The organism is Stutzerimonas chloritidismutans AW-1 (assembly GCF_000495915.1).
GTDB lineage: Bacteria > Pseudomonadota > Gammaproteobacteria > Pseudomonadales > Pseudomonadaceae > Stutzerimonas > Stutzerimonas chloritidismutans.
Genome location: NZ_AOFQ01000065.1, coordinates 1 through 19727, shown reverse-complemented (window position 1 = coordinate 19727; position 19727 = coordinate 1). Strand labels below are relative to the sequence as shown.

Genomic DNA, 19727 nt, shown 5'->3' with positions numbered 1-19727 from the left:
CAACCGTACGGACATCGCAGCCGCCGTCGAAGGCGCGTTACAGCACCTTGTCCAGGGTGATCGGCAGATCCCGCACGCGCTTGCCCGTCGCGTTGTAGATCGCATTGGCCACCGCCGCCGCCACGCCGACAATGCCGATCTCGCCCACGCCTTTGGACCCCAGGTCGTTGACGATCTCGTCGTGTTCCTCGACGAAGATCACGTCGATCTCGGGAATGTCCGCGTTCACCGGGATGTGGTACTCGGCAAGGTTGTGGTTCATGTAGCGGCCGAGCCTGTGATCGATCAGCGTCTCCTCGTGCAGCGCCTGGCCGATGCCCCAGACCACGCCACCGACGATCTGGTTGCCGGCGGTCTTCGGGTTGACGATGCGGCCCGCGGCAATCGCGCTGACCACACGGCTGACCTTGATGGTGCCGAGGTCCTCGTCGACGCGCACCTCGACGAACACCGCCGAATGGGTTCCCGTCGCCCAGGCGTCGCGCTTCTCATCAGGCTTGACGCTGGCTTCGGCCTCCAATGCGCCGCTGACCTGGACGATGTCGCGCAGCGGCACGGCATGCTCGCCGGATTTCAGCCGCAGTTGGCCATCGACAAACTCCACCGTCTCCAGATTCGCTCCGGTAAAGGGTGAAGCCGGCGACTGCTGTACGGCGTCCAGCAGCTTCTGCCGCAGGCCGGCGCATGCGCGTTGCACCGCACTACCGACCGAGGACACGGTGGCCGAGCCACCCTCCAGCGGTGCCTGCGGCAGACTGGAATCGCCCAGGCGGAACTCCACCTCGGCCATCGACAGGCCCATCGCATCGGCGGCGATCTGGGTCATCGCGGTGTAGGTGCCGGTGCCGATGTCGGCGGTGGCGCTGGTCACCAGCAGCCGGCCGTCGGCATCGAGGCAGGCGCGCGCACTGGCCGGCATCTGCATCGCCTCCCAGACGCCGGTGGCCATGCCCATTCCGACCAGCTGATGACCGTCGCGCAGGCTGCGCGGTTGCGCTGGACGCCGCGACCAGCCGAAGCGCTCCGCACCCTGCTGGTAGCAGGCACGCAGCTCCTTGCTGGAATAGCGCTTGCCCTCGTTACCGTTGATGTCGGTGTAGTTGCGCAGGCGCAGCTCCAGCGGATCGATACCGACTTCATGGGCCAGCTCGTCCATCGCGCACTCAAGCGCATAGACACCGATGGTCGCGCCCGGGGCGCGCATGTCCAGCGGGGTATAGACGTCCAGCGGCGCCAGGCGGTAGCCGAGGCGCACGTTGTCGCAGGCGTAGAGCATGCCGGACCACTCCACCTCGTGCTCGGTGAAGTCCTCGAAGCGCGAGGTCTGGCCGATGGCCCTGTGCTCGATCGCCCGCAACCGTCCTTCGCCATCTGCCGCGAGCGTCAGCTGTTGGAACGTGCGCGGGCGATAGCCAAAGGTGAACATCTGCTGCCGAGTCAGTTCGACGCGCACCGAGGCCTTCAGCTTGAGTGCGGCCATCACCGCCAGCGGCAGCTGATATTGCGGGCGCAGGCCGGAGCCGAAGGCACCGCCGACGAAGGGCGCAAGCACGCGAATCTTGCCTTCCATGTCGAAGACCTGTTCCAGATAGCGCTGGCAGTTCTGCACGCCCTGGGTCTTGTCATGGATCAGCAGCTCGCCGCCCGGCTGGTACTGGACAATGGAGGCATGCGGCTCCATCGGGTTGTGGTGCTCGACCGGGGTGCCGTACTCGCAATCGATGCGCTTTGCCGCCGCGGCGAACGCCGAGTCGAAATCGCCGCGCGGCTCCGGCAGCTCCGCCGGCGCTTCATGGGCCTGCTCACGCGCAGCCTGCAGATCGGTCTGGTGCGCTTCGACCTCGTATTCGACGCGCACCAGGCTCGCCCCGTGGCGCGCCAGCGCCTGCGTTTCAGCAACGACCAGCGCCAGTGGCTGGCCGCTGTAGAGCACGCGGTCGTTGTACAGCGGGCGGAACGGCGAGCCGTCGGCGGCATCGTCGTCCTCGTAAGGCTCGTCGTAGCTGGCCACCGGCGGGCGGTTCTGGTGGGTCAGCACCAGTCGCACGCCGGACAGTGCCTCGGCGGCGACGGCATCGATACGCGTGATCCGGCCGCGGGCGATGCTGCTCGACACCACGGCGCCATACAGCAACCCCGGCACCTCGGCCTCGGCGGCGTAACACGCCTTGCCGGTGACCTTGAGCGGACCGTCGACACGGTCCAGCGGCTTGCCCAGTGGAGAGTTGGCGCTGTTCATCGGACGGTTCCTCCGGCGGCTTCGGTCAGTGCACGCACGATGGCGCGCCGGGCCAGGTCGATCTTGAAAGCGTTGTCGGCGAGCGGTTGCGCGCCTTGCAGCAGGCGATCGGCCGCCGCGGCGAACCTCGCCGGCTCGGCGCGCTGACCACTGAGCAGGTCTTCGGCTTCCTCCAGCCGCCAGGGTTTGTGGGCCACGCCGCCCAGAGCGATGCGTGCGCGACGGATGACGTCGCCATCGACCTCCAGCGCGGCGGCAACGGAGACCAGCGCGAAAGCGTAGGACGCGCGGTCACGCACCTTGAGGTAGGCGCAGTGGCTGGCGAAGCCTTCCACCGGCAGTTCAACGGCGGTGATCAGCTCGCCCTCGGTGAGCACGTTGTCCAGCTGCGGCTGGTCGCCGGGCAGGCGGTGAAAGTCCACCAGGTCGACGCGCCGCTGGCCATGTGGCCCTTCGATGTGCACCCGCGCGTCCAGCGCCGCCAGCGCGACGCACATGTCCGAGGGATGCACGGCGACGCACGCATCGCTGGCACCGAGGATGGCGTGGATGCGGTTGCGCCCGTCGCGTGCGCCGCAGCCGGACCCCGGCTCGCGCTTGTTGCACGGGGTGGCGGTGTCATAGAAGTAGTAGCAGCGGGTGCGCTGCAGCAGATTACCGCCGGTGCTGGCCATGTTGCGCAGCTGCGGCGATGCCCCGGCAAGAATGGCCTTGCTCAGCAGCGGGTAGCGCTGCTCGATCTGCGGGTGCCAGGCCAGGTCGGCGTTGCTCACCAGCGCACCGATGCGCAGGCCACCCTCGGCGGTCTGTTCGATCTCGCGCAGCGGCAGGCCGTTGATGTCGATGAGCTGGCCCGGATGCAGCACGTTTTCCTTCATCAGGTCGAGCAGGTTGGTGCCACCGGCGATATAGCGGCTGTCCGGCCCGTGCAGGGCGATGGCCTGGTCGATACGTTCGGGGCGCTGGTAGCTGAACGGCGTCATTGCGCACCCTCCTGGCCACGTAGCACCGGCAGTGCCTCCTCAATGGCGGCGAGGATGTTCGGATAGGCGCCGCAACGGCAGAGATTGCCGCTCATGTGTTCGCGGATCTCGTCGCGGCTGCTGGCGCAGTGCTCGGCCGCGAGCCCGGCCGCCGAGCAGATCTGCCCCGGCGTGCAATAACCGCACTGGAAGGCATCGTGCTTGACGAAGGCGGCCTGCAGCGGGTGCAGCGCCTCGGTGCTGGCCAGGCCCTCGATGGTGGTCAGACGCGCGCCGTCGTGCATCACCGCCAGGGTCAGGCAGCTGTTGATACGCCGGCCGTCGAGCAGCACCGTGCAGGCGCCGCACTGGCCGTGATCGCAGCCTTTCTTGGTGCCGGTCAGGCCGAGCTGGTCGCGCAGCAGGTCGAGCAAGGTGGTCCAGGGTTGCACCTGGAGCTCACGGCGTTCGCCGTTCAGCTCCAGGCTGATGGTGCAGGTCTGGCCTGCGGCTGAAGAATTTTCGCTCATGGCGGCCTCACGGTTTGGGCGTTGGTATGCGCTGTCCGTGCGTCTTGGGGTACGACTGACGTGGCGCGAAAATCGTTCAGCCCTGCTGGTCGAGTGGCTGCGGCTGACTGAGGGTCATCTCGCCGCGAACGGCGTGGCGCTGCGCTCACCGGCCAATTGATTTGTGCTGGTTTTGGTAGTCGCTACGGCGATGGTCTTCAGGCCTGCCGGCGATCATCGGGATGGTCGATGTCCTGCAGTACACCGGGATCGTTCAGGGCGAGCTCCAGTACCGGGTGCGCCGCGAAAAGCACCTGGGCACCGCGATCACCGTCCAATTGCAGCAGCGCATCGCGATGGGTGCTGCCGATGCCGCGCGGATGGCCAGGGCGGCCGTCATAGGTCGGCACGACCAGGTTGTCCTCACGGATAGCCGCGGCGATCTCGCGCAGGGTCCGCGGCTGCACATAGGGCATATCCGCCAACGCCACCAGCCAGCCACGCGCCGCCGGCGCATGGGCGACGGCCTGCGCGAGGCTGTGGCCGAGCCCGCGGGTTTCCAGCACAAGCACCTCGCAGTCGGCAGCGTTGGCGCTCAGCCAGTCGCGCAGAGGCAGATTGTCTGCTCGGGTCACCACCAGCAATCGTTCGGCGACACCGCGAAGATTGGCCAGCGTGGCCGCCAGCACCGGCGGCGAAAACGCAGCAGCCAGGCTGAGCGCCAGCAGCTTGTCCGCACCACCGGCAGCTCGATAACGACTGCCCTGCCCCGCAGCCAGAACGATGGCGCAAACGCCCGCTTCAGGCACAGCGCTGTTGTTCCGGCAACGCCTGTCTGACCAGGGCGCCGTTTTTCAGCGCCACCACCTCGGCCATCAAGGACAGCGCGATTTCCGCCGGTGTACGGCTGCCGATGGGCAAGCCGATGGGGCCGTGCAACCGCTGCACCTGGCGCTCGCCGAGGCCCAGTGACAGCAGGCGCGTCTTGCGCTTCTCGCTATTGACCCGTGAGCCCAGCGCGCCGACGTAGAAGGCTTCGGACTGCAGCGCGGTGAGCAGCGCCATGTCGTCCAGTCGTGGATCGTGCGTCAGCGCGACGATGGCGGTGTGTGCATCCGGTTCGATGGCCAGCACGGCATCGTCCGGCATGCCGGGGACGAAGCGCACCGCCGCCGCATCCCAGTCGTGGGCATAGCCTTCGCGCGGGTCGCAGATCAGAACTTCGAAGCCGAGGCCGTGGGCCAGGTCGGCGACATAGCGCGACAGCTGCCCGGCACCGATCATCAGCAGGCGCCAGGCCGGGCCGAATGGCGCGCGCAGGGTATGGCCATCGAACTGCAGCGCCGCGTCGCGGCCGGCGGCTTGCAGACTTACGTTGCCACTGGCGATATCCACGCAGCGCAGCAGCCGCTCGTGTGCGGCGCAGCGCCGCAGCAGCTCGTCGATCCAGCCGGCATCGCGCAATGGCTCCTGCAGCAGGCGCAGGGTGCCACCACAGGGCAGACCGAAACGCGCGGATTCTTCCTTGCTCACGCCATAGGTGATCAGCTGGCAGGTCGACGGTGGCTGGTCAGCCATGACCCGGGCGAGCAGATCGTCCTCGACGCAGCCGCCAGACACCGAGCCTTCAACGCGGCCATCGCCGCGCAGCGCCAGCAGCGAACCCACCGGACGTGGCGCACTGCCCCAGGTTTCCAGCACCGTGTAGAGCACCACCGCGTGGCCGTCGCACAACCAGTCGCGGGCGCGCCGCAGCACCGCCAGATCGACACTGTCCATCGTTCTCCTCGGCTCTAGCCAGTTGCCGCCGAAACTTCCGGCAATGCAAGGAATGACCGATCCGGGACGAGGTTAGTTCGTCGCAGGCACCAGCATTGCGTCGGCCACCTCGCGCCGCTTGCCCCGTCCGGCCAGGCGCTCCACCAGGGTCAGGGCGAATTCCAGGGCGGTCGCCGGGGCCTGACTGGTGATGCAGTTGCCGTCCACCACCACCGGCTGGTCGAGGAAATGTGTGCCGGTGAGGTTGTCGCTCATGCCTGGGTAGCAGGTCACCTGGCGGCCCTTGAGCACGCCGTAGGGATGCAGCGCCACTGCCGGCGCGGCGCAGATCGCGGCGAAATCGAGACCGGCACGGGCCTGCTGGCGAACACGCTCGGCCAGCGGCTCCAGCTCGCCGAGGGTCTTCGCGCCGGGCATGCCGCCGGGCAGCACGATCAGGTCGAAATCCTGCGCCAGCACGTCGAGCAGCATGGCGTCCGCAGTGATCCGCGTGCCCCGCGCGCAGGTCAGCATGCGCCGCTCTTCGGCACTGGCCACCAGTACCTCGAACTCGGCACGGCGCAGCACGTCGATCAGGGTGACGGTCTCCAGGTCTTCGGAACCGTCGGCGATCGGAATCAGGACTCGTTTGCTCATGGCCTTCACCTGCTCAATGGAAATTCAACCGCGCTGCCGCCCGGTGTAAGATGCGCGGCTTTTGCGATGACACGCGAATCGCCCGCCAGAGGCGACAGCCCTCACACTGACCGGCACATAGAGGATCGACCATGCTGGAAAAGCTATTTCAACTCAAGGCGCACAACACCACGCTGCGCACCGAGGTCCTGGCCGGTATCACTACCTTCCTGACGATGGCCTACATCCTCTTCGTCAACCCGAGCATCCTCGCCGAAACCGGCATGGATCACGGCGCGGTGTTCGTTGCCACCTGCCTGGCCGCGGCCATCGGCTCGGCGATCATGGGGCTGATTGCCAACTACCCGATCGCGCTGGCGCCGGGCATGGGCCTGAACGCCTTCTTCACCTACACCGTCGTGCTGACCATGGGTTACACCTGGCAGACCGCGCTGGGTGCGGTGTTCCTCTCCGGCGTGATCTTCTTCGGCCTGTCGATCTTCAAGATTCGCGAGTGGATCATCCACAGCATTCCGCTGGCCCTGCGTGCCGGCATCGCCGCGGGTATCGGCCTGTTCCTGGCGATCATCGCGCTGAAGAACGCAGGCATCGTCGTCGACAACCCGGCCACTCTGGTCGGCCTCGGCGACCTCAGCGCTGGCGGCCCGCTGCTGGCCTGCCTGGGCTTCTTCCTGATAGCTGCGCTGGCCTACCGGCAAGTCACCGGCGCGGTGATGATCGGCATTCTGGTGGTCACCGGCCTGTCGATCCTGCTCGGTCTGTCGCAGCTCAACGGTGTGGTATCGATGCCGCCGTCGCTGGCGCCGACCTTCATGCAGCTGGACATCATGGGCGCGCTGGATATCGGCCTGATCAGCGTGATCTTCGCCTTCCTCTTCGTCGACCTGTTCGACACCTCCGGCACCCTGATCGGCGTTGCGCAGAAGGCCGACCTGCTGGACAAGGACGGCAAGATGCCGCGCCTGGGCCGCGCCCTGCTGGCTGACAGCACCGCGACCATGGCCGGCGCCGCACTGGGCACCTCGACCACCACCAGCTATATCGAATCCGCTGCCGGCACCGCTGCTGGAGGTCGCACCGGCCTGACCGCCTGCGTGGTCGCGCTGCTGTTCCTGCTCAGCCTGTTCTTCGCCCCGCTGGCCGGCGCCGTACCGGCCTATGCCACCGCACCGGCACTGCTGTTCGTCGCCGTGCTGATGATGAGCAGCCTGGCCGGCATCGACTGGGACGACCTCACCGTCGCCGCGCCGGTCGTGGTTGCCGCGCTGGCCATGCCGCTGACCTTCTCCATCGCCAACGGCATCGCCTTCGGCTTCATCGCCTGGACCGCGATCAAGCTGCTGGCCGGCCGCTGGCGCGAGCTGAGCCCAGCGATGTGGATTCTCTCGGCGCTGTTCGTGGTCAAGCTGGGCTGGTTCGCCGGCTGATCGCAGCGTAGGGTGGATGACGCTTTTCTCATCCACCTTCCGTGCGGCAACGGTGGACGGATGAAGCGTCAGCTGCGCGCCGCGATCCACCCTACGATTTACCTACCTTTCCAAGAGTCTTCATGAGCGCTCCGCAATTCGATCCCGCCACCTACGCCGCCCAACTCGCCGAGAAAGCCGCCCGGCTGGAGGAGCTGCTGGCACCGTTCGATGCACCGGCAGCGGAGGTCTTCGACTCGCCCCGCGAGCATTACCGCCTGCGCACCGAATTTCGCCTGTGGCGCGAGGATGGCCAGCGCCATTACGCGATGTTCGAGCAGGGCGACAAGCACAAGGCGATCCTGATCGACGACTTCCCCATCGCCAGCCGCCGCATCAACGAGCTGATGCCGCAACTGAAGGCCGCCTGGCAGGCGTCGGAAGTCCTCAGCTTCAAGCTGTTCCAGGTCGAATTTCTCACCACCCTGGCCGGCGATGCGCTGATCACCCTCGCCTACCACCGCCCGCTGGACGAGGCCTGGCAGGCCGAAGCCGGGCAGCTTGCCGCCGACCTCGGCGTCAGTCTGGTCGGCCGTTCCAAGGGCAAGCGCATCGTCATCGGCCGCGATTACGTTGAAGAAGCGCTGGTCGTCGCCGGACGGACATTCCGCTATCGCCAGCCCGAGGGCGCCTTCACCCAGCCCAACGGCGAGGTCTGCCAGAAGATGCTGAACTGGGCCTTCGACGTGCTCGGTGAGCGCGACGACGACCTGCTCGAACTCTACTGCGGCAACGGCAACTTCACCCTGCCGCTGGCCACTCGCGTGCGCCGCGTGCTGGCCACGGAGATCAGCAAGACTTCGGTCAACGCCGCGCTGGCCAATATCGCCGACAACGGCATCGACAACATCGAGCTGGTGCGTCTTTCCGCCGAGGAGCTGACCCAGGCGCTGAACGAGGTGCGCCCGTTCCGCCGCCTGGCCCATATCGACCTGAAGAGCTACGACTTCGGCAGCATCTTTGTCGACCCACCGCGCGCCGGCATGGACCCGGACACGTGCGAACTGGCCCGTCGCTTCGAGCGCATCCTCTACATCTCCTGCAACCCGGAAACCCTGGCGCAGAACATCGCCCAGCTCGCCGACACCCATCGCATCGAGCGCTGTGCGCTGTTCGACCAGTTCCCATACACCCACCACATGGAATCCGGGGTGCTGCTGGTCCGCAAGTGATCGGCCCGACTGAACGCCGGCCGCCTGGCGGCGTTCCACATCCATAACCACTGACACGTTATGGATGTGACAGCATGCTGGTTTTCGAGCCGATCTATACCGATGGCCTGGCGCAGATTTCCTACCTGGTGGGCGACAGCAATGCCGCGGTCGCCGCGGTGATCGACCCGCGGCGCGACGTCGATATCTACCTCGACCTGGCCCGCGAAAAAGGCCTGCGCATCGCCTACGCCATCGAAACCCACATCCATGCCGACTTCGTCTCCGGTGCCCAGGCGCTGGCCGAACGCAGCGGCGCAGAGATCATCGGCGGCTGCTCAGCGGACTACGGTTTCGAGCTGCGCCAGGCTGCCGATGGCGAGGTGCTGGAGCTCGGCCAGGTCAGCCTGGAAATCATCTACTCGCCCGGTCACACGCCGGAACACATCTCCCTGCTGCTGCGCGACAGCCAGCAGGGCAAACAGCCGTTCGCTCTCTTCACCGGCGACACCCTGTTCAACCTCGACGTCGGCCGGCCAGACCTGCTCGGCGAAGACAGCACCCGACAACTGGCCGCGCAGCTTTACGGCACGCTGTTCACCCGCTACCTGCCGCTCGGTGAGCGTGTCGAGATCTACCCCTGTCACGGCGCGGGCTCGGCGTGCGGCAAGTCGATCGGCGACCGGCGGCGCTCCACGCTTGGCAACGAGCTGTTGTTCAACCCGGCGCTCAACCAGCGGCGCAACGAGGCCGAATTCATCGACTGGCTGCTCAGCGGCATGCCCGAGCCGCCGCGTCACTACGCGAGGCTGAAGAAGCTCAACGTGCGCCCGGCTGCACGCATGCACGGCCCGTCACTGCCGGCGCCGCTGTCGCCGCTGTCGCCGGAAGAATTCGCCGAGCGCAGCGCCGACCACAGCGCCGTGCAACTGGTCGACCTACGCTCGATCCTCGCCTTCGGCGGCGGCCATGTGCCCGGCGCGCTGAATATCGCCCTGCAGAACGAGTTCGTCAGCTGGGCCTGCTGGATGCTCGACGATCAGCGACCGATCTACCTGATCGGCGAGGACAGCGAGCAGATCCACCAGGCCACGCTGCAGCTGTACCGCATCGGCCTCGACCACGTGGCGGGTTACCTGCGCAACGGCATGAGCGACTGGCAGAACGCCGGCCTGCCACTGGAGTGCGTCGGCGAATGGACGGTGCACGAGCTCGATCGTCGCCGCGACGATCCCCAGGTACAGGTACTCGACGTGCGTGCCCCCGAGGAGGTCGAGCAAGGGCGCGTGCCCGGCGCCCGCCACGCCTTCGTCGCCCATCTGCCCGAAGGACTGGAGCAACTGGACAAGGACAGGACCGTGGCGACCTATTGCGGCAGCGGTTACCGCGCCTCGATTGCCGCCAGCATCCTCAAGCGCGAGGGTTTCCGCGACGTGGTAAACGTGCCCGGCTCGTGGCTCGCCTGGCAGAAGCACGATCTGCCGGTGGCGGAGCGCTAAGCCCGCCGCGGGGTAACCCGCCAAGGGTGGAAAACGGCCGACGGCCTTTTCGACTGCCCGGGCGCTTCCGCCCGCCGGATAAAGGCTATGCCGTTATCCGGCGGACGCTGCGTCAAATCATGCAAACCAGGGCCTTTTGCATCTCAGTACTCCACCTGCAATTCGGCGCTGCGCGGTTCGGCCTGGCAGGCCAGCGTCCAGCCCTGGCGCACCTCGCTTTCGCTCAGCACCTGATTGCTGCGCATGCTCACGCTGCCCTCCACCACCCGGCACTTGCAGGCGGCGCACACACCCGAGCGGCAGGCGCTCGGTGGTTGCAGGCCGGCGTGCTCCATAGCCTCCAGCAGCACCTCTCCACGCGGCACGTCCAATTCGTGACGGCGACCGTCGAGCGCGACCCGCAGGCGACTGCGGCGCCCGCCCGGTGCGACCGTCGGCACTGCGGCGGCAAAGCGCTCCAGATGGATGCGCGAGGCATCCACACCCAGCTCGACCAGCGCGGCGCTGGCGGCATCCATGAACGGTTGCGGTCCGCAGACAAAGGCGTCGGCGGCAGACCAGCCGGCAATCCTCTCGGCGATCGCCCGACCGCTCGGCACGCCCTGCTCCGCATCAAGCCAGATGCGCAGCTGCAGGCGCTCGGGGTAACGCACGGCCAACTCGGCCAGTTCCTCGGCAAAGATCAGGGAGGCTGCATCGCGGCTGGCGTAGAACAGGCATACCCGCCCACTGCCCTCGACCAGCGCGGCCTGCAGGATCGCCATCAGCGGCGTGATGCCACTGCCGGCGCCAAGCAGCAGCAGATCGTCATCCAGGTTGCGCGGCACGAATACACCGGCCGGCGGCAGCGCCTCGATGCAGTCGCCCGCCTGCAGGTTGTCCAGCAGCCAGTTCGACGCCCGGCCGCCGGGCACCCGCTTGATGGTGATGCGCAGCGCACCATCCGCCTGCGGCCGCTGCGACAGCGAGTAGCAGCGCAGCAGCACCGGCTCGGCACCAGGCACCTTCAGCGTGAGGAACTGCCCCGGCTGCGCGGCAAAGCGTGCGCGCTGGGCGGCCGGGACCTGCAGGATGAATGAGTAGCTGTCGGCGGTTTCGGCCTGGCGTGAGGCGATGCGCAGACGGGTGAATTCACCGGCAACCGGCGTCGGCGACGATGCGAGCGAGGTCGCCACCGCAGTTGCAGCCGGCGCCGCGGCCGAAGCCGAAGCCGAAGCCGAAGGTGCAGTCGAAGCCGGCCCCGACTTGGGCACGCCACGCAGCATCGGCCACACCGACTTGCGGCGGAACAGCAGCACATAGCCGACATGCAGGCCGATCAGCCACAGCCCCAGATTGGCGAAGAACTCGTGCACTTCCTCGGCATCGCCCATCCAGCCGATGAAATCGATGTCGCTGGCGGCGCCGAAGACATCCGGCCCCACGCCCGGCAGGGCGGCCAGCACATCGCCGTTGTCGACCATACCCAGGCCGACCACGCTGGCAATGGCGAAACTGCCCAGCGCGCCGACCGTCAGCCACTTGCCGACGCTCGACAGGCCCGGCTTGCTCCGCTGGCCCTTCGGCGGCAGCAGCTGCGGGAAGCCGCGCAGGCGCAGCGGCACGATCAGCAGGCGCCACACCAACAGCGCGACCAGGCCGTAGCCCAGCCAGATATGCAGCGTCTCGGCGTCGTCACCGCTGAGGTAGGCGCCAAGAAAGAAACCGGCCAGCAGCCAGTGGAACAGACGGAAACGATTGAAAGCAGCCACGACGGCGATCCTCTTTGATGGATGCCGTCTTTGTATTCCCGCGAGCTGAAACGAAACTGAACGCCACCGGCCGCTGCGGTTCAGCTTGGCGTAAGGCAGCGCGCCTAGGCTGCGCTCATTCCCAACCGGAGAGCGCACCATGAAAGCCCGCTGGATCATCCTCCTGTCCTGCTGCCTGAGCCTGCCGGCCCTGGCCGAAACCGAACACCCGCTGCTGGCCGGCTACGCCGCCCAGGCGCGTCAGGAGAATCCGAACTTCGCCGGTTTCTCCGCCGAGCGCGGCAAGGCGCTGTACTTCGCCGAGGAGCAGCGCGACGGCAAGACCATGAGCTGCACCACCTGCCACACCGCCGACCCGCGTCAGCCCGGCAAGACGCCGGCGCACCGCAAGGTCGATCCGCTCGCCCCGGCCGCCAACCCGGAGCGCTTCACCGACCTGAAGAAGGTCGAGAAATGGTTCCGCCGCAACTGCGACGACGTCTTCGCCCGCGAATGCACGGCGCAGGAAAAAGGCGACTTCATCAGCTGGATAGACAGCATCCAATAGGAGCGCGCCATGAAGATCGCATCCATCGTTGCCGTCGCCGGACTGACCTCCGCCTTGGCGCTGACCGGCTTCAGCCTTGCCGATGACGACGACCATGATCGCCAGGGCTACAAGCGCCCCAAGCGCCTGGCGGTGCCGAACGACGCACCGCTGGTGTGGAAGGAAGAATGCGCCGCCTGCCACATGCTCTACCCGCCGGGCCTGCTGCCGGCCAAGGCCTGGCGCCAGCAGATGCAGACGCTCGATGAGCACTACGGCAGCAACGCCACGCTCGATCCCGACCAGGAGCGCGAGATCCTCGAATTCCTGCTCCGCGCCTCGGCGGGCAACAGGTTGCCTGTCGAGCCGTCGCCGACCGCCGGCGAGCCGCCACGCATCAGCCAGACCCGCTGGTTCGAGCGCAAGCATGACGAGGTCAGCGAAGCCAAGTTCAAGCGTGAATCGGTGGGCGGCCGCGCCAACTGCGTGGCCTGCCACCGCGACGCCGAGAGCGGCGACTTCGATGAAGATCGCGTGAAGATTCCGCGCTAAGCGCCGTTTCCCCACTGAGGTAATTCATGATGACGACTTCCACTCTGCGCGGAGCCCTGGCGCTGTCGCTACTGGTCAACTGTGGCGTGCTGGGCGCGCTCGCCTGGCAGAAACTGCAAACCGACGGGCTGCCCATGCCGTCCGGCGCACCAACCGAACTGTCGCACCAGCTGGAGCTTAGCGCCAACCAGCTCGGGCGCTGGCATGACGGCCAGGCGCCCTATCTGGCCCGGCTGCGTGCCCTCGACAGTGACCTCGATGCCCAGCGCAGCAAGTTGCTACAGGCACTGCTCGGCGAGCGGGTCGACCCCGCGCAGATCGCCAGCGAGCAGGCAAAGCTCGGTGAACTGCGCGACGCTCGCCAACAGTTGCAGATCGAGCAGCTGCTGAACGAACGCGAGCTGCTCGACGCCCGTCAGCGGCAGAAGCTGGTGAGCTTCCTCGCCCGCCAGAACGCGTCCACCGAATTGGCCTCGCTGCACGATCAGTAGCCGTCATACAGCCGAACGCCGCGAACCTCTCGGCCGCGGCGTTCGCCACCGATGCGCTGAATCTCAGCCTTCGCTCGCCTTACGCACCTGGCTCGGCGTCTTGGACGGCTCTGCGGGTATGACTGCACTGGCCAGCGGTACGCCGCCCGGCGCGGCCTCGCGCTCGCGATCACCGCTGCGGTTGGCCAGCAGGCTGGCAGTCGCGGTCTGCAGGTAGGCTTCGAGCTGGCGCTGCAACTGCGCTGCCTCGGCATCCGGCGCGAGGCGGTCGCCCTGCGGGTTGGCCCCCAGGCGATAACGATACAGGCGCGCCGCTTGCTCCTTGGGCTGTACCAGCACGCGGTCACCGCGAATCATCGCCACCGTCTGGTCGCTGCCCGACGGTTTGATGATGCCGAAGCCCGGATCATCCGCCGCCAGGCTGAGCAGATCGCGCCCCCAGCACTGGTGTCGAACCTCACCGCCGAGGCGGCCCATGATCGTCGGCACCACGTCGACCTGGGTACCCACTACATCACGGCGGCTGCCGAAGCGCTCGCTGATACCCGGCGCGATCAGCAGCAGCGGTACGTTGAAGCGGAACAGGTCCATCTCGGTCACCTCCTCCGGCACCCCGAAGCCGTGATCACCGACTACCACGAACAGCGTCTGCTTGAACCAGGGCTCGTCACGCACCTGATCGAAGAACCGGCCCAGCGCCCAGTCCGAATAGCGCATCGCGGTCAGGTGCTGATCCAGCGCGCCATGCCCCTCGACGACGGCAATCGGCAACTGCTCCGGCAGCGCATAGGGCGTGTGATTGGACAGCGTCTGCAACAGCGCATAGAACGGTTTGCTGCGGTCAAGCAGCGCTAGCTCCTCGGCAGCGCGGGTGAACATGTCCTGATCGGATACGCCCCAGGTCGGGTCGGCGACGACCGGGTCGACGTAGTCGCCGCGGCCGATGAAGCGCGTCATGCCCTGATTGCTGAAAAATCCGGACTGGTTGTCCCAGGCAAAGTCGCCGTTGTAGACGTAGAGGTCGTTGAACGCCCGTGCGCTGAGCAACTGCGGCAACCCGGAGAAGCGGTTGCCGCCTTCCGGCGTCTGCATCAGGTACTCGAAGCCCGGCAAGTTGGGGAAGCAGGCCATGCTGGCGAACATGCCCTGGTGGGTGTGGGTGCCGTTGGCGAAGAAGCGCTCGAACAGCAGCCCCTCGCCGGCCAGGCGGTCAAAGTTCGGCGTGATGCCTTCCCCGCTGCCCAACGCGCCGACGAAGCGCCCGGCGAAGCTTTCCATCAGGATCACCACCACGTTGCGCACCGGCAGCTGGCCGTCCACCGGCGGCTGGAAATTCCGGCGCACCGGCGCCAGTTCGGCATCCACCAGTTGATCGTTGCCGGTCAGCAGCAGCTCGCGGGTGATCGCCTGCGCCTGCTCGGCCGGCAGCGTCGCCTTCCAGCTGTTGTCGCGGTGGCTGGAAAAGCGGTTTTTCGCCGCGTCATACAGCGACAGTGTCGCGTTCAGGCCGAGGTGATTGGCGAACATCGACTCGGTAGTAAAGGCATCGCCCCAACGCAGCGGCGGTCCCTGGCGCAGCGTGCCGCGGGCAGCCACCACGCAGACCAGTATCAGCACGCCGAATACCGCCGCACGGGTATACCAGGCCGAGCCGCGGCGGCTCGCGCCGGTCTCGCACACAGCCGGCGCGCCACGGGTCAGCCGCTCCAGCCAGCCGAACAGGACGTACATCGCCACGCTCGCCACGCCCCAGCTCGCCAGCAGCTGCAGTACCGGAAAACCATGCCAGAGCATGCTCAGCACGGTGGCCGGATCTTCCTGCAGATACTGGAACACCAGACTGTTGAGGCGCTGATGGAACTCGCGATAGAAGTTCAGCTCGATCAGCCCGAGCAGGATCGTCAAGCTGGCACACACACTCAACCACAGCCGCAGCAGGCTCCGGACGGCCATCACTCGCATGCTCAGCACGCCGAGCAGCAGTGGCAGCAGGGTGTACACCGTCAGCCGCAGGTCGAAGCGCAGGCCGTTGCCGAACGCCTCGACGAAGCTGGCCAGCGGTGTACTGCCGATCAGCTCGCGGTTGAACAGCAGCAAGCCCAGCCGCAACAGAGCGAACAGCACCAGCAGGGCCAGCGCACTGGCGAACGTGAAGCGCAGGTGCGCGGCCAGGCCATTGAAGCCGGACGCCGGGCGCTCTCGAGCAGAGCGTCGCAAAGAGGAAAGCATGGGTACGTCCTTCAGGGGATGAGGATCACCGCCCAGACCAGAGCGATCAGGCACAGCGCCAGCAATTGCGCGGCGCTGCCCATGTCCTTGGCCTGTTTGGCGAGCGGATGCAGTTCGAAAGAGATGCGGTCGACCGTCGCCTCGATGGCCGAGTTGAGCAGTTCGACGATCAGGCCGAGAAACACCACGGCAATCAGCACAGCGCGCTCGACGCGGCTGACGTCGAGCAGGAAGGCCAGCGGAATCAGCAGCAGGTTCAGCAGCACCAACTGGCGAAACGCCGCCTCGCCCCGATAGGCGGCCTTGAGGCCGGCGGCGGAGTAGCCGGCGGCATACCAGATGCGCTCCAGCCCGCTGCGCCCTTTCATGACCGCACCACCAACCGGCACGTCAACGCTTGCCGCGTCATCGCTCATCACGCGGGCCGACTTAGATGACATCGCAGCGCATCTGGCTGAACGTGCCGTGGGCAGTCAGCAGTCGTTGCCAGTCGTGCTCCGGCATGCTCTGGCGATGACGCTTGAGCTGGCGCAGGTCATGCCGTGCCGCGGCGCTACGCCGCAAACGGCGACGACTCTTTTCCAGATCGAGCAGCGCGACTTCGACGCTGGCCGCGTCACCTTCACCCTGAACCCTGATGAAGATGTGCTTGGGGTAGCAGCAGCCATGCTGCCAGCGTGCCTGGTGGATGCGACCGAGGCTAATTCCGACCGCTGTCAGCATGCGCTCCTGTACCGTCGGACCGAAGCGCCCCCCCAAGTCCTGTTGATACCAGTCCTCCAGGCTGACGAAGCCTTCCAGCTCCGCCGTCACCAGCAGCGCCTGCCACTGCCCGGCCTGTTGTCGCGTGCCGCAGTAGACCAGTTCCGGCACCTGCACGCCGAGCCGGGCGAATGCTTGCAGCGCCTGCAATTCGCGCAGCACCGTGGGCCGGCCGAACGGATGCAGCAGCGAGCGATACAGGTGGCCAATCTGCCGTTTGCAGTACAGCAGCGGCTGCTGCGGATCGCGCAGCCGTATCCGTTGCACACCGCTTTCGCCGGCGCGGCGCTGGTTAGGTTCCTCGACCCATTCGCCCTGGGTGTTCCACCAGCGCTGGAAGGTGCTGGTACGCGCTTCGCGGGCCGGCAGTACGAGTGGTCGGCTCATGTTCAACCCCGCTTGCGCAGCACGTAGACCCGCCACATGGCGTAGCCCGGGAGGAAGTCATTGCGGTCGAGGATGTCGAAGCCGGCCTCGGCGAACTCCGCCTCGATCACCGAACGGGCGACGACGAAGCGGTTCTGGTTGTCCTTCGCCGGCCGGCGGCGCTCCAGGCGCTTGCGCTTCCAGGCCTTGTAGTTGCCATCGACCCACAGCGAGACGATCAGCGTGTCACGGGTGACGCGGTGGAACTCACGCAGCATCGCCAGCCGGTGCGCCGGGTCGGCGATGTGGTGCAGTAGGCGCATGCAGAAGATGTTGTCTACCGCGTTGTCACCCATGTCGATGGCGAAGGCGGAGGTCTGAAAGGTCTCGACCCGCTTGAGCACTTCCAGCGAATGCGCCGATTCGGCGATCGCCAGCATGTCGGCGGAGTTGTCGGCGGCAAAGATCATCCGGCTTGGGTGCTCGGCCAGCAGCGGCCAGAAGCGCCCGGCGCCGCACGGCAGGTCCAGCACCAGATCAGGATCGCCGGCGATCTTCAGTGCGCGGCGCGCCATCTGCTCGTCACGCCAGTGCGACAGCCGCCGGGCCGGGCCATCCTGATGCTTGTGCAGGTATTCGTAGGCGTGCTGGCGGTCGTACTTGCGCGAGAACTCCAGTTCGATAGGGCTCGATGTGGTCATGGCGGGCATTCCGGTTGGAAACGGAACGCCAAACTAACCAGGCAGACATCAAGGGCCCGTCAACGGGATGTGAAAAAAACGTCAAACAGCGCCGTCATGAAAGCGCACCTGAAAGCAGCTGCCCTGCGGTTGCCGCGGCACCACACCTACCTGCCAGCCCTGGTGCGCGCAGATCCGCTTGACCAGCGACAACCCCAGCCCCAGCCCTTCGCCGCGCCCCTCGGCACCCCGCACGAACGGCTGGAACATACGCTCCTGCTCCGCCAGGGGAATGCCCACTCCGCTGTCCTCGACGCGAAAGCCACCTTCGTCGAGGACCAGCCGCACCGTGCCGCGGTCGGTGTAATGCAGTGCGTTGCGCAGCAGGTTGGACATCACCGTGCCGAGCAGGGTGTGGTTGTAGACGCCGCGGTCCTCGCCCTCCTCCAGCAGCTCGAAGGCCAGGCCCTTCTCCGCCAGCAACGGTGCCCAGCGCTCGCTCTGCTCGGTCGCCACGCTCCGCAAGCTGGCGTCGCCGGCCAAGGACGTCTGTTGCGGACGCGCCCGCGCCAGCATCAGGAAGGTTTCCACCAGCTCGTGCATTTCCCGCGCGGCGCGCTGGATGCGCGCCAGCGGTCGCTGCGCGGCTGGCGACAGCTCGGCCTGCTGCTCGAGCAGCTCGCAGGCGCCGAGCACCACCATCAACGGGGTGCGTAGTTCGTGGCTGACATCGGCGGTGAACAGCCGCTCGCGCTCCAGGGTCTGGCGCAGCTGGCCGAGGGTGCTGTCGAACGCCGCGGCCAGATGGCCGACCTCGTCATCGGGATACTGCAGGGCCAGCGGCGGTGCCAGCGGATGCAGTTGGTCGCGGTGGCGTACCTGGTTGGCCAGGCGGCTGACCGGTGCCAACACCCGGTTGGCCATCAGCCGCCCCAGCGCCCAGGCGCCGAGCACGCTGAGCAGAAAGCCGGCCAGCACGACGTTGAACAGCGCATCCTCACGGGCCTCGAACTCGTGCTGCTCCTGCACCAGCACGTAGCGGTCAGCGCCGACATTGCGCACATAGACGTAGTAGGCATCGTCACCGCGAACCAGCTCGGTGAACCCCTCGCCGAGCCCGGCAAACACCTTTGGCATCGGGTGCTCGGGCAGATGCGAGGCGAAGAAGTGGGTGCTGGTATCCAGCTGCGGTGTCCGTCCCTTTGGCAGGTCCTCGTTGAGCACGATGTCCAGGTCGCGACTCAGCTCCTCGGTGACCAGCTGCTCCTCGATGAAGTGCACCACGCCGACGATGCCGAGGGCGAACGCACCGCTCACCACCAGCGTCATCAGCGTGAAGGCGATGACGATCCGCCGCGCCAGCGGCTGCTTAGCGAGCATCGCAGTCCTCCGCCAGGCGGAAGCCAAGGCCGTGCACGGTATGCAGCAACGGCTTGGCAAACGGCTTGTCGAGCACCTGGCGCAACTGGTGGATATGGCTGCGCAACGCATCGCTGTCCGGCACGTGATCACCCCAGACGGCATCTTCCAGCGCTTCGCGGCGCACCACCGCCGGGCTGCGCTGCATGAGGATCGCCAGCAGCTTGTGGCCGATAGGGTTGAGGCGAATCGGCTGGCCACCACGACTGGCTTCCAGGGTGTCCAGGTCGTAGCAGAGATCGGCCACCTGCAGCTGACGCCGGCGCGGTCCCTGGCAGCGCCGCAGGATCGCCTCGATACGGGCAACCAGCTCGGACAGCGCGAAGGGCTTGATCAGATAGTCGTCGGCACCGGCCTGCAGCCCCTTGATGCGGTCAGGCAGCGCATCGCGGGCGGTGAGCATGATGATCGGCGTATCACGCCCGGCATCGTCACGCAGGCGCTTGCACACCTGCAGTCCGTCGATGCCCGGCAGCATCAGGTCCAGCACGATCAGGTCGTAGTCCTGGGTGGCGGCCAGGTGCAGACCGCTGAGGCCATCCTGCGCGCAGTCGACCACGTAGCCCTTGAGCTCGAGGTAATCGAGCACGTTGGCCAGGATGTCGCGGTTGTCTTCGATGACGAGAATGCGCATATCGGTTCGCTAGCAGGCAAATGACGGAATTTTCACGCCTTCTTTACGAAGGGCTCACAGGCGGGGGGGCAGACTT

19 protein-coding genes are annotated in these 19727 nt (G+C 66.8%); 6 read left to right on the top strand and 13 right to left on the bottom strand.

All coding sequences use genetic code 11. From position 1 onward, the window contains the following. Positions 1-37 precede the first annotated feature (37 nt). From F753_RS46005 to F753_RS45980, 6 genes are all read right to left on the bottom strand, one after another. On the bottom strand, positions 38-2239 hold the full coding sequence (locus F753_RS46005; protein WP_023446856.1) for a xanthine dehydrogenase family protein molybdopterin-binding subunit: 2202 nt from the start codon (positions 2237-2239) through the stop codon (positions 38-40). Continuing rightward, the gene (locus tag F753_RS46000; RefSeq protein ID WP_023446855.1) at positions 2236-3222 is read right to left on the bottom strand and encodes an FAD binding domain-containing protein; all 987 of its coding nucleotides are present in this window, start codon (positions 3220-3222) and stop codon (positions 2236-2238) included. Before F753_RS46000 ends, F753_RS46005 begins: the two co-directional genes overlap by 4 nt. Beyond that, the gene (locus F753_RS45995) at positions 3219-3731 is read right to left on the bottom strand and encodes a (2Fe-2S)-binding protein (protein WP_023446854.1); all 513 of its coding nucleotides are present in this window, start codon (positions 3729-3731) and stop codon (positions 3219-3221) included. The genes F753_RS46000 and F753_RS45995 overlap by 4 nt, the downstream gene beginning before the upstream one ends. A gap of 197 nt (positions 3732-3928) precedes the next feature. After that, the gene (locus F753_RS45990; protein WP_023446852.1) at positions 3929-4519 is read right to left on the bottom strand and encodes a nucleotidyltransferase family protein; all 591 of its coding nucleotides are present in this window, start codon (positions 4517-4519) and stop codon (positions 3929-3931) included. Continuing rightward, positions 4512-5489, bottom strand: a complete 978-nt coding sequence (locus F753_RS45985; protein WP_023446851.1) for an XdhC family protein — start codon at positions 5487-5489, stop codon at positions 4512-4514. The genes F753_RS45990 and F753_RS45985 overlap by 8 nt, the downstream gene beginning before the upstream one ends. Before the next feature lie 72 nt (positions 5490-5561). Continuing rightward, positions 5562-6125: a DJ-1 family glyoxalase III gene (locus F753_RS45980; RefSeq protein ID WP_023446850.1), complete on the bottom strand. Its 564-nt coding sequence runs from the start codon at positions 6123-6125 to the stop codon at positions 5562-5564. Positions 6126-6256: 131 nt separating this feature from the next. Between F753_RS45980 and F753_RS45975 the strand changes: the two genes are divergently transcribed. The 3 genes from F753_RS45975 to F753_RS45965 all read left to right on the top strand — a co-directional run bounded on the left by F753_RS45975 (position 6257) and on the right by F753_RS45965 (position 10241). Then, positions 6257-7552: an NCS2 family permease gene (locus F753_RS45975; RefSeq protein ID WP_023446849.1), complete on the top strand. Its 1296-nt coding sequence runs from the start codon at positions 6257-6259 to the stop codon at positions 7550-7552. 122 nt (positions 7553-7674) lie between these two features. Further along, a complete protein-coding gene (gene trmA, locus F753_RS45970; RefSeq protein ID WP_023446848.1) occupies positions 7675-8763 on the top strand; it encodes a tRNA (uridine(54)-C5)-methyltransferase TrmA in 1089 nt (362 codons plus the stop codon). 74 nt (positions 8764-8837) lie between these two features. After that, positions 8838-10241 (top strand): MBL fold metallo-hydrolase, encoded by a 1404-nt coding sequence (locus F753_RS45965; protein ID WP_023446847.1) that lies wholly within the window; start codon positions 8838-8840, stop codon positions 10239-10241. Between the two features lie 143 nt (positions 10242-10384). Here F753_RS45965 and F753_RS45960 read toward each other — a convergent pair whose 3' ends face one another. After that, positions 10385-11992: a 2Fe-2S iron-sulfur cluster-binding protein gene (locus F753_RS45960; protein WP_023446846.1), complete on the bottom strand. Its 1608-nt coding sequence runs from the start codon at positions 11990-11992 to the stop codon at positions 10385-10387. Between the two features lie 139 nt (positions 11993-12131). On the opposite strand from F753_RS45960, the gene F753_RS45955 reads away from it, so the two are divergent. From F753_RS45955 to F753_RS45945, 3 genes are read left to right on the top strand one after another with little or no spacing between them, the layout of a single operon-like run. After that, positions 12132-12539, top strand: a complete 408-nt coding sequence (locus tag F753_RS45955) for a DUF1924 domain-containing protein (protein ID WP_023446845.1) — start codon at positions 12132-12134, stop codon at positions 12537-12539. A gap of 9 nt (positions 12540-12548) precedes the next feature. Continuing rightward, positions 12549-13070 carry a diheme cytochrome c gene (locus F753_RS45950; protein WP_023446844.1) on the top strand — a complete coding sequence of 174 codons (522 nt, stop codon included), beginning with the start codon at positions 12549-12551 and terminating at the stop codon, positions 13068-13070. Positions 13071-13099: 29 nt separating this feature from the next. Continuing rightward, on the top strand, positions 13100-13561 hold the full coding sequence (locus F753_RS45945) for a periplasmic heavy metal sensor (protein ID WP_031298365.1): 462 nt from the start codon (positions 13100-13102) through the stop codon (positions 13559-13561). Positions 13562-13624: 63 nt separating this feature from the next. Here the strand turns inward: F753_RS45945 and F753_RS45940 are convergent, their stop codons facing one another. The 6 genes from F753_RS45940 to F753_RS45915 all read right to left on the bottom strand — a co-directional run bounded on the left by F753_RS45940 (position 13625) and on the right by F753_RS45915 (position 19651). After that, on the bottom strand, positions 13625-15790 hold the full coding sequence (locus F753_RS45940; RefSeq protein WP_023446842.1) for an LTA synthase family protein: 2166 nt from the start codon (positions 15788-15790) through the stop codon (positions 13625-13627). Between the two features lie 11 nt (positions 15791-15801). Next, positions 15802-16206: a diacylglycerol kinase gene (locus tag F753_RS45935; RefSeq protein WP_023446841.1), complete on the bottom strand. Its 405-nt coding sequence runs from the start codon at positions 16204-16206 to the stop codon at positions 15802-15804. A gap of 13 nt (positions 16207-16219) precedes the next feature. Continuing rightward, positions 16220-16939 (bottom strand): lipopolysaccharide kinase InaA family protein, encoded by a 720-nt coding sequence (locus tag F753_RS45930; RefSeq protein ID WP_023446840.1) that lies wholly within the window; start codon positions 16937-16939, stop codon positions 16220-16222. A 2-nt stretch (positions 16940-16941) separates the two neighbouring features. Next, the gene (locus tag F753_RS45925) at positions 16942-17619 is read right to left on the bottom strand and encodes a class I SAM-dependent methyltransferase (RefSeq protein ID WP_023446839.1); all 678 of its coding nucleotides are present in this window, start codon (positions 17617-17619) and stop codon (positions 16942-16944) included. Positions 17620-17700: 81 nt separating this feature from the next. Further along, positions 17701-18978 carry a sensor histidine kinase gene (locus tag F753_RS45920; RefSeq protein ID WP_023446838.1) on the bottom strand — a complete coding sequence of 426 codons (1278 nt, stop codon included), beginning with the start codon at positions 18976-18978 and terminating at the stop codon, positions 17701-17703. Further along, on the bottom strand, positions 18968-19651 hold the full coding sequence (locus F753_RS45915; protein WP_023445719.1) for a response regulator transcription factor: 684 nt from the start codon (positions 19649-19651) through the stop codon (positions 18968-18970). Before F753_RS45915 ends, F753_RS45920 begins: the two co-directional genes overlap by 11 nt. Between the last annotated feature and the right edge of the window lie 76 nt (positions 19652-19727).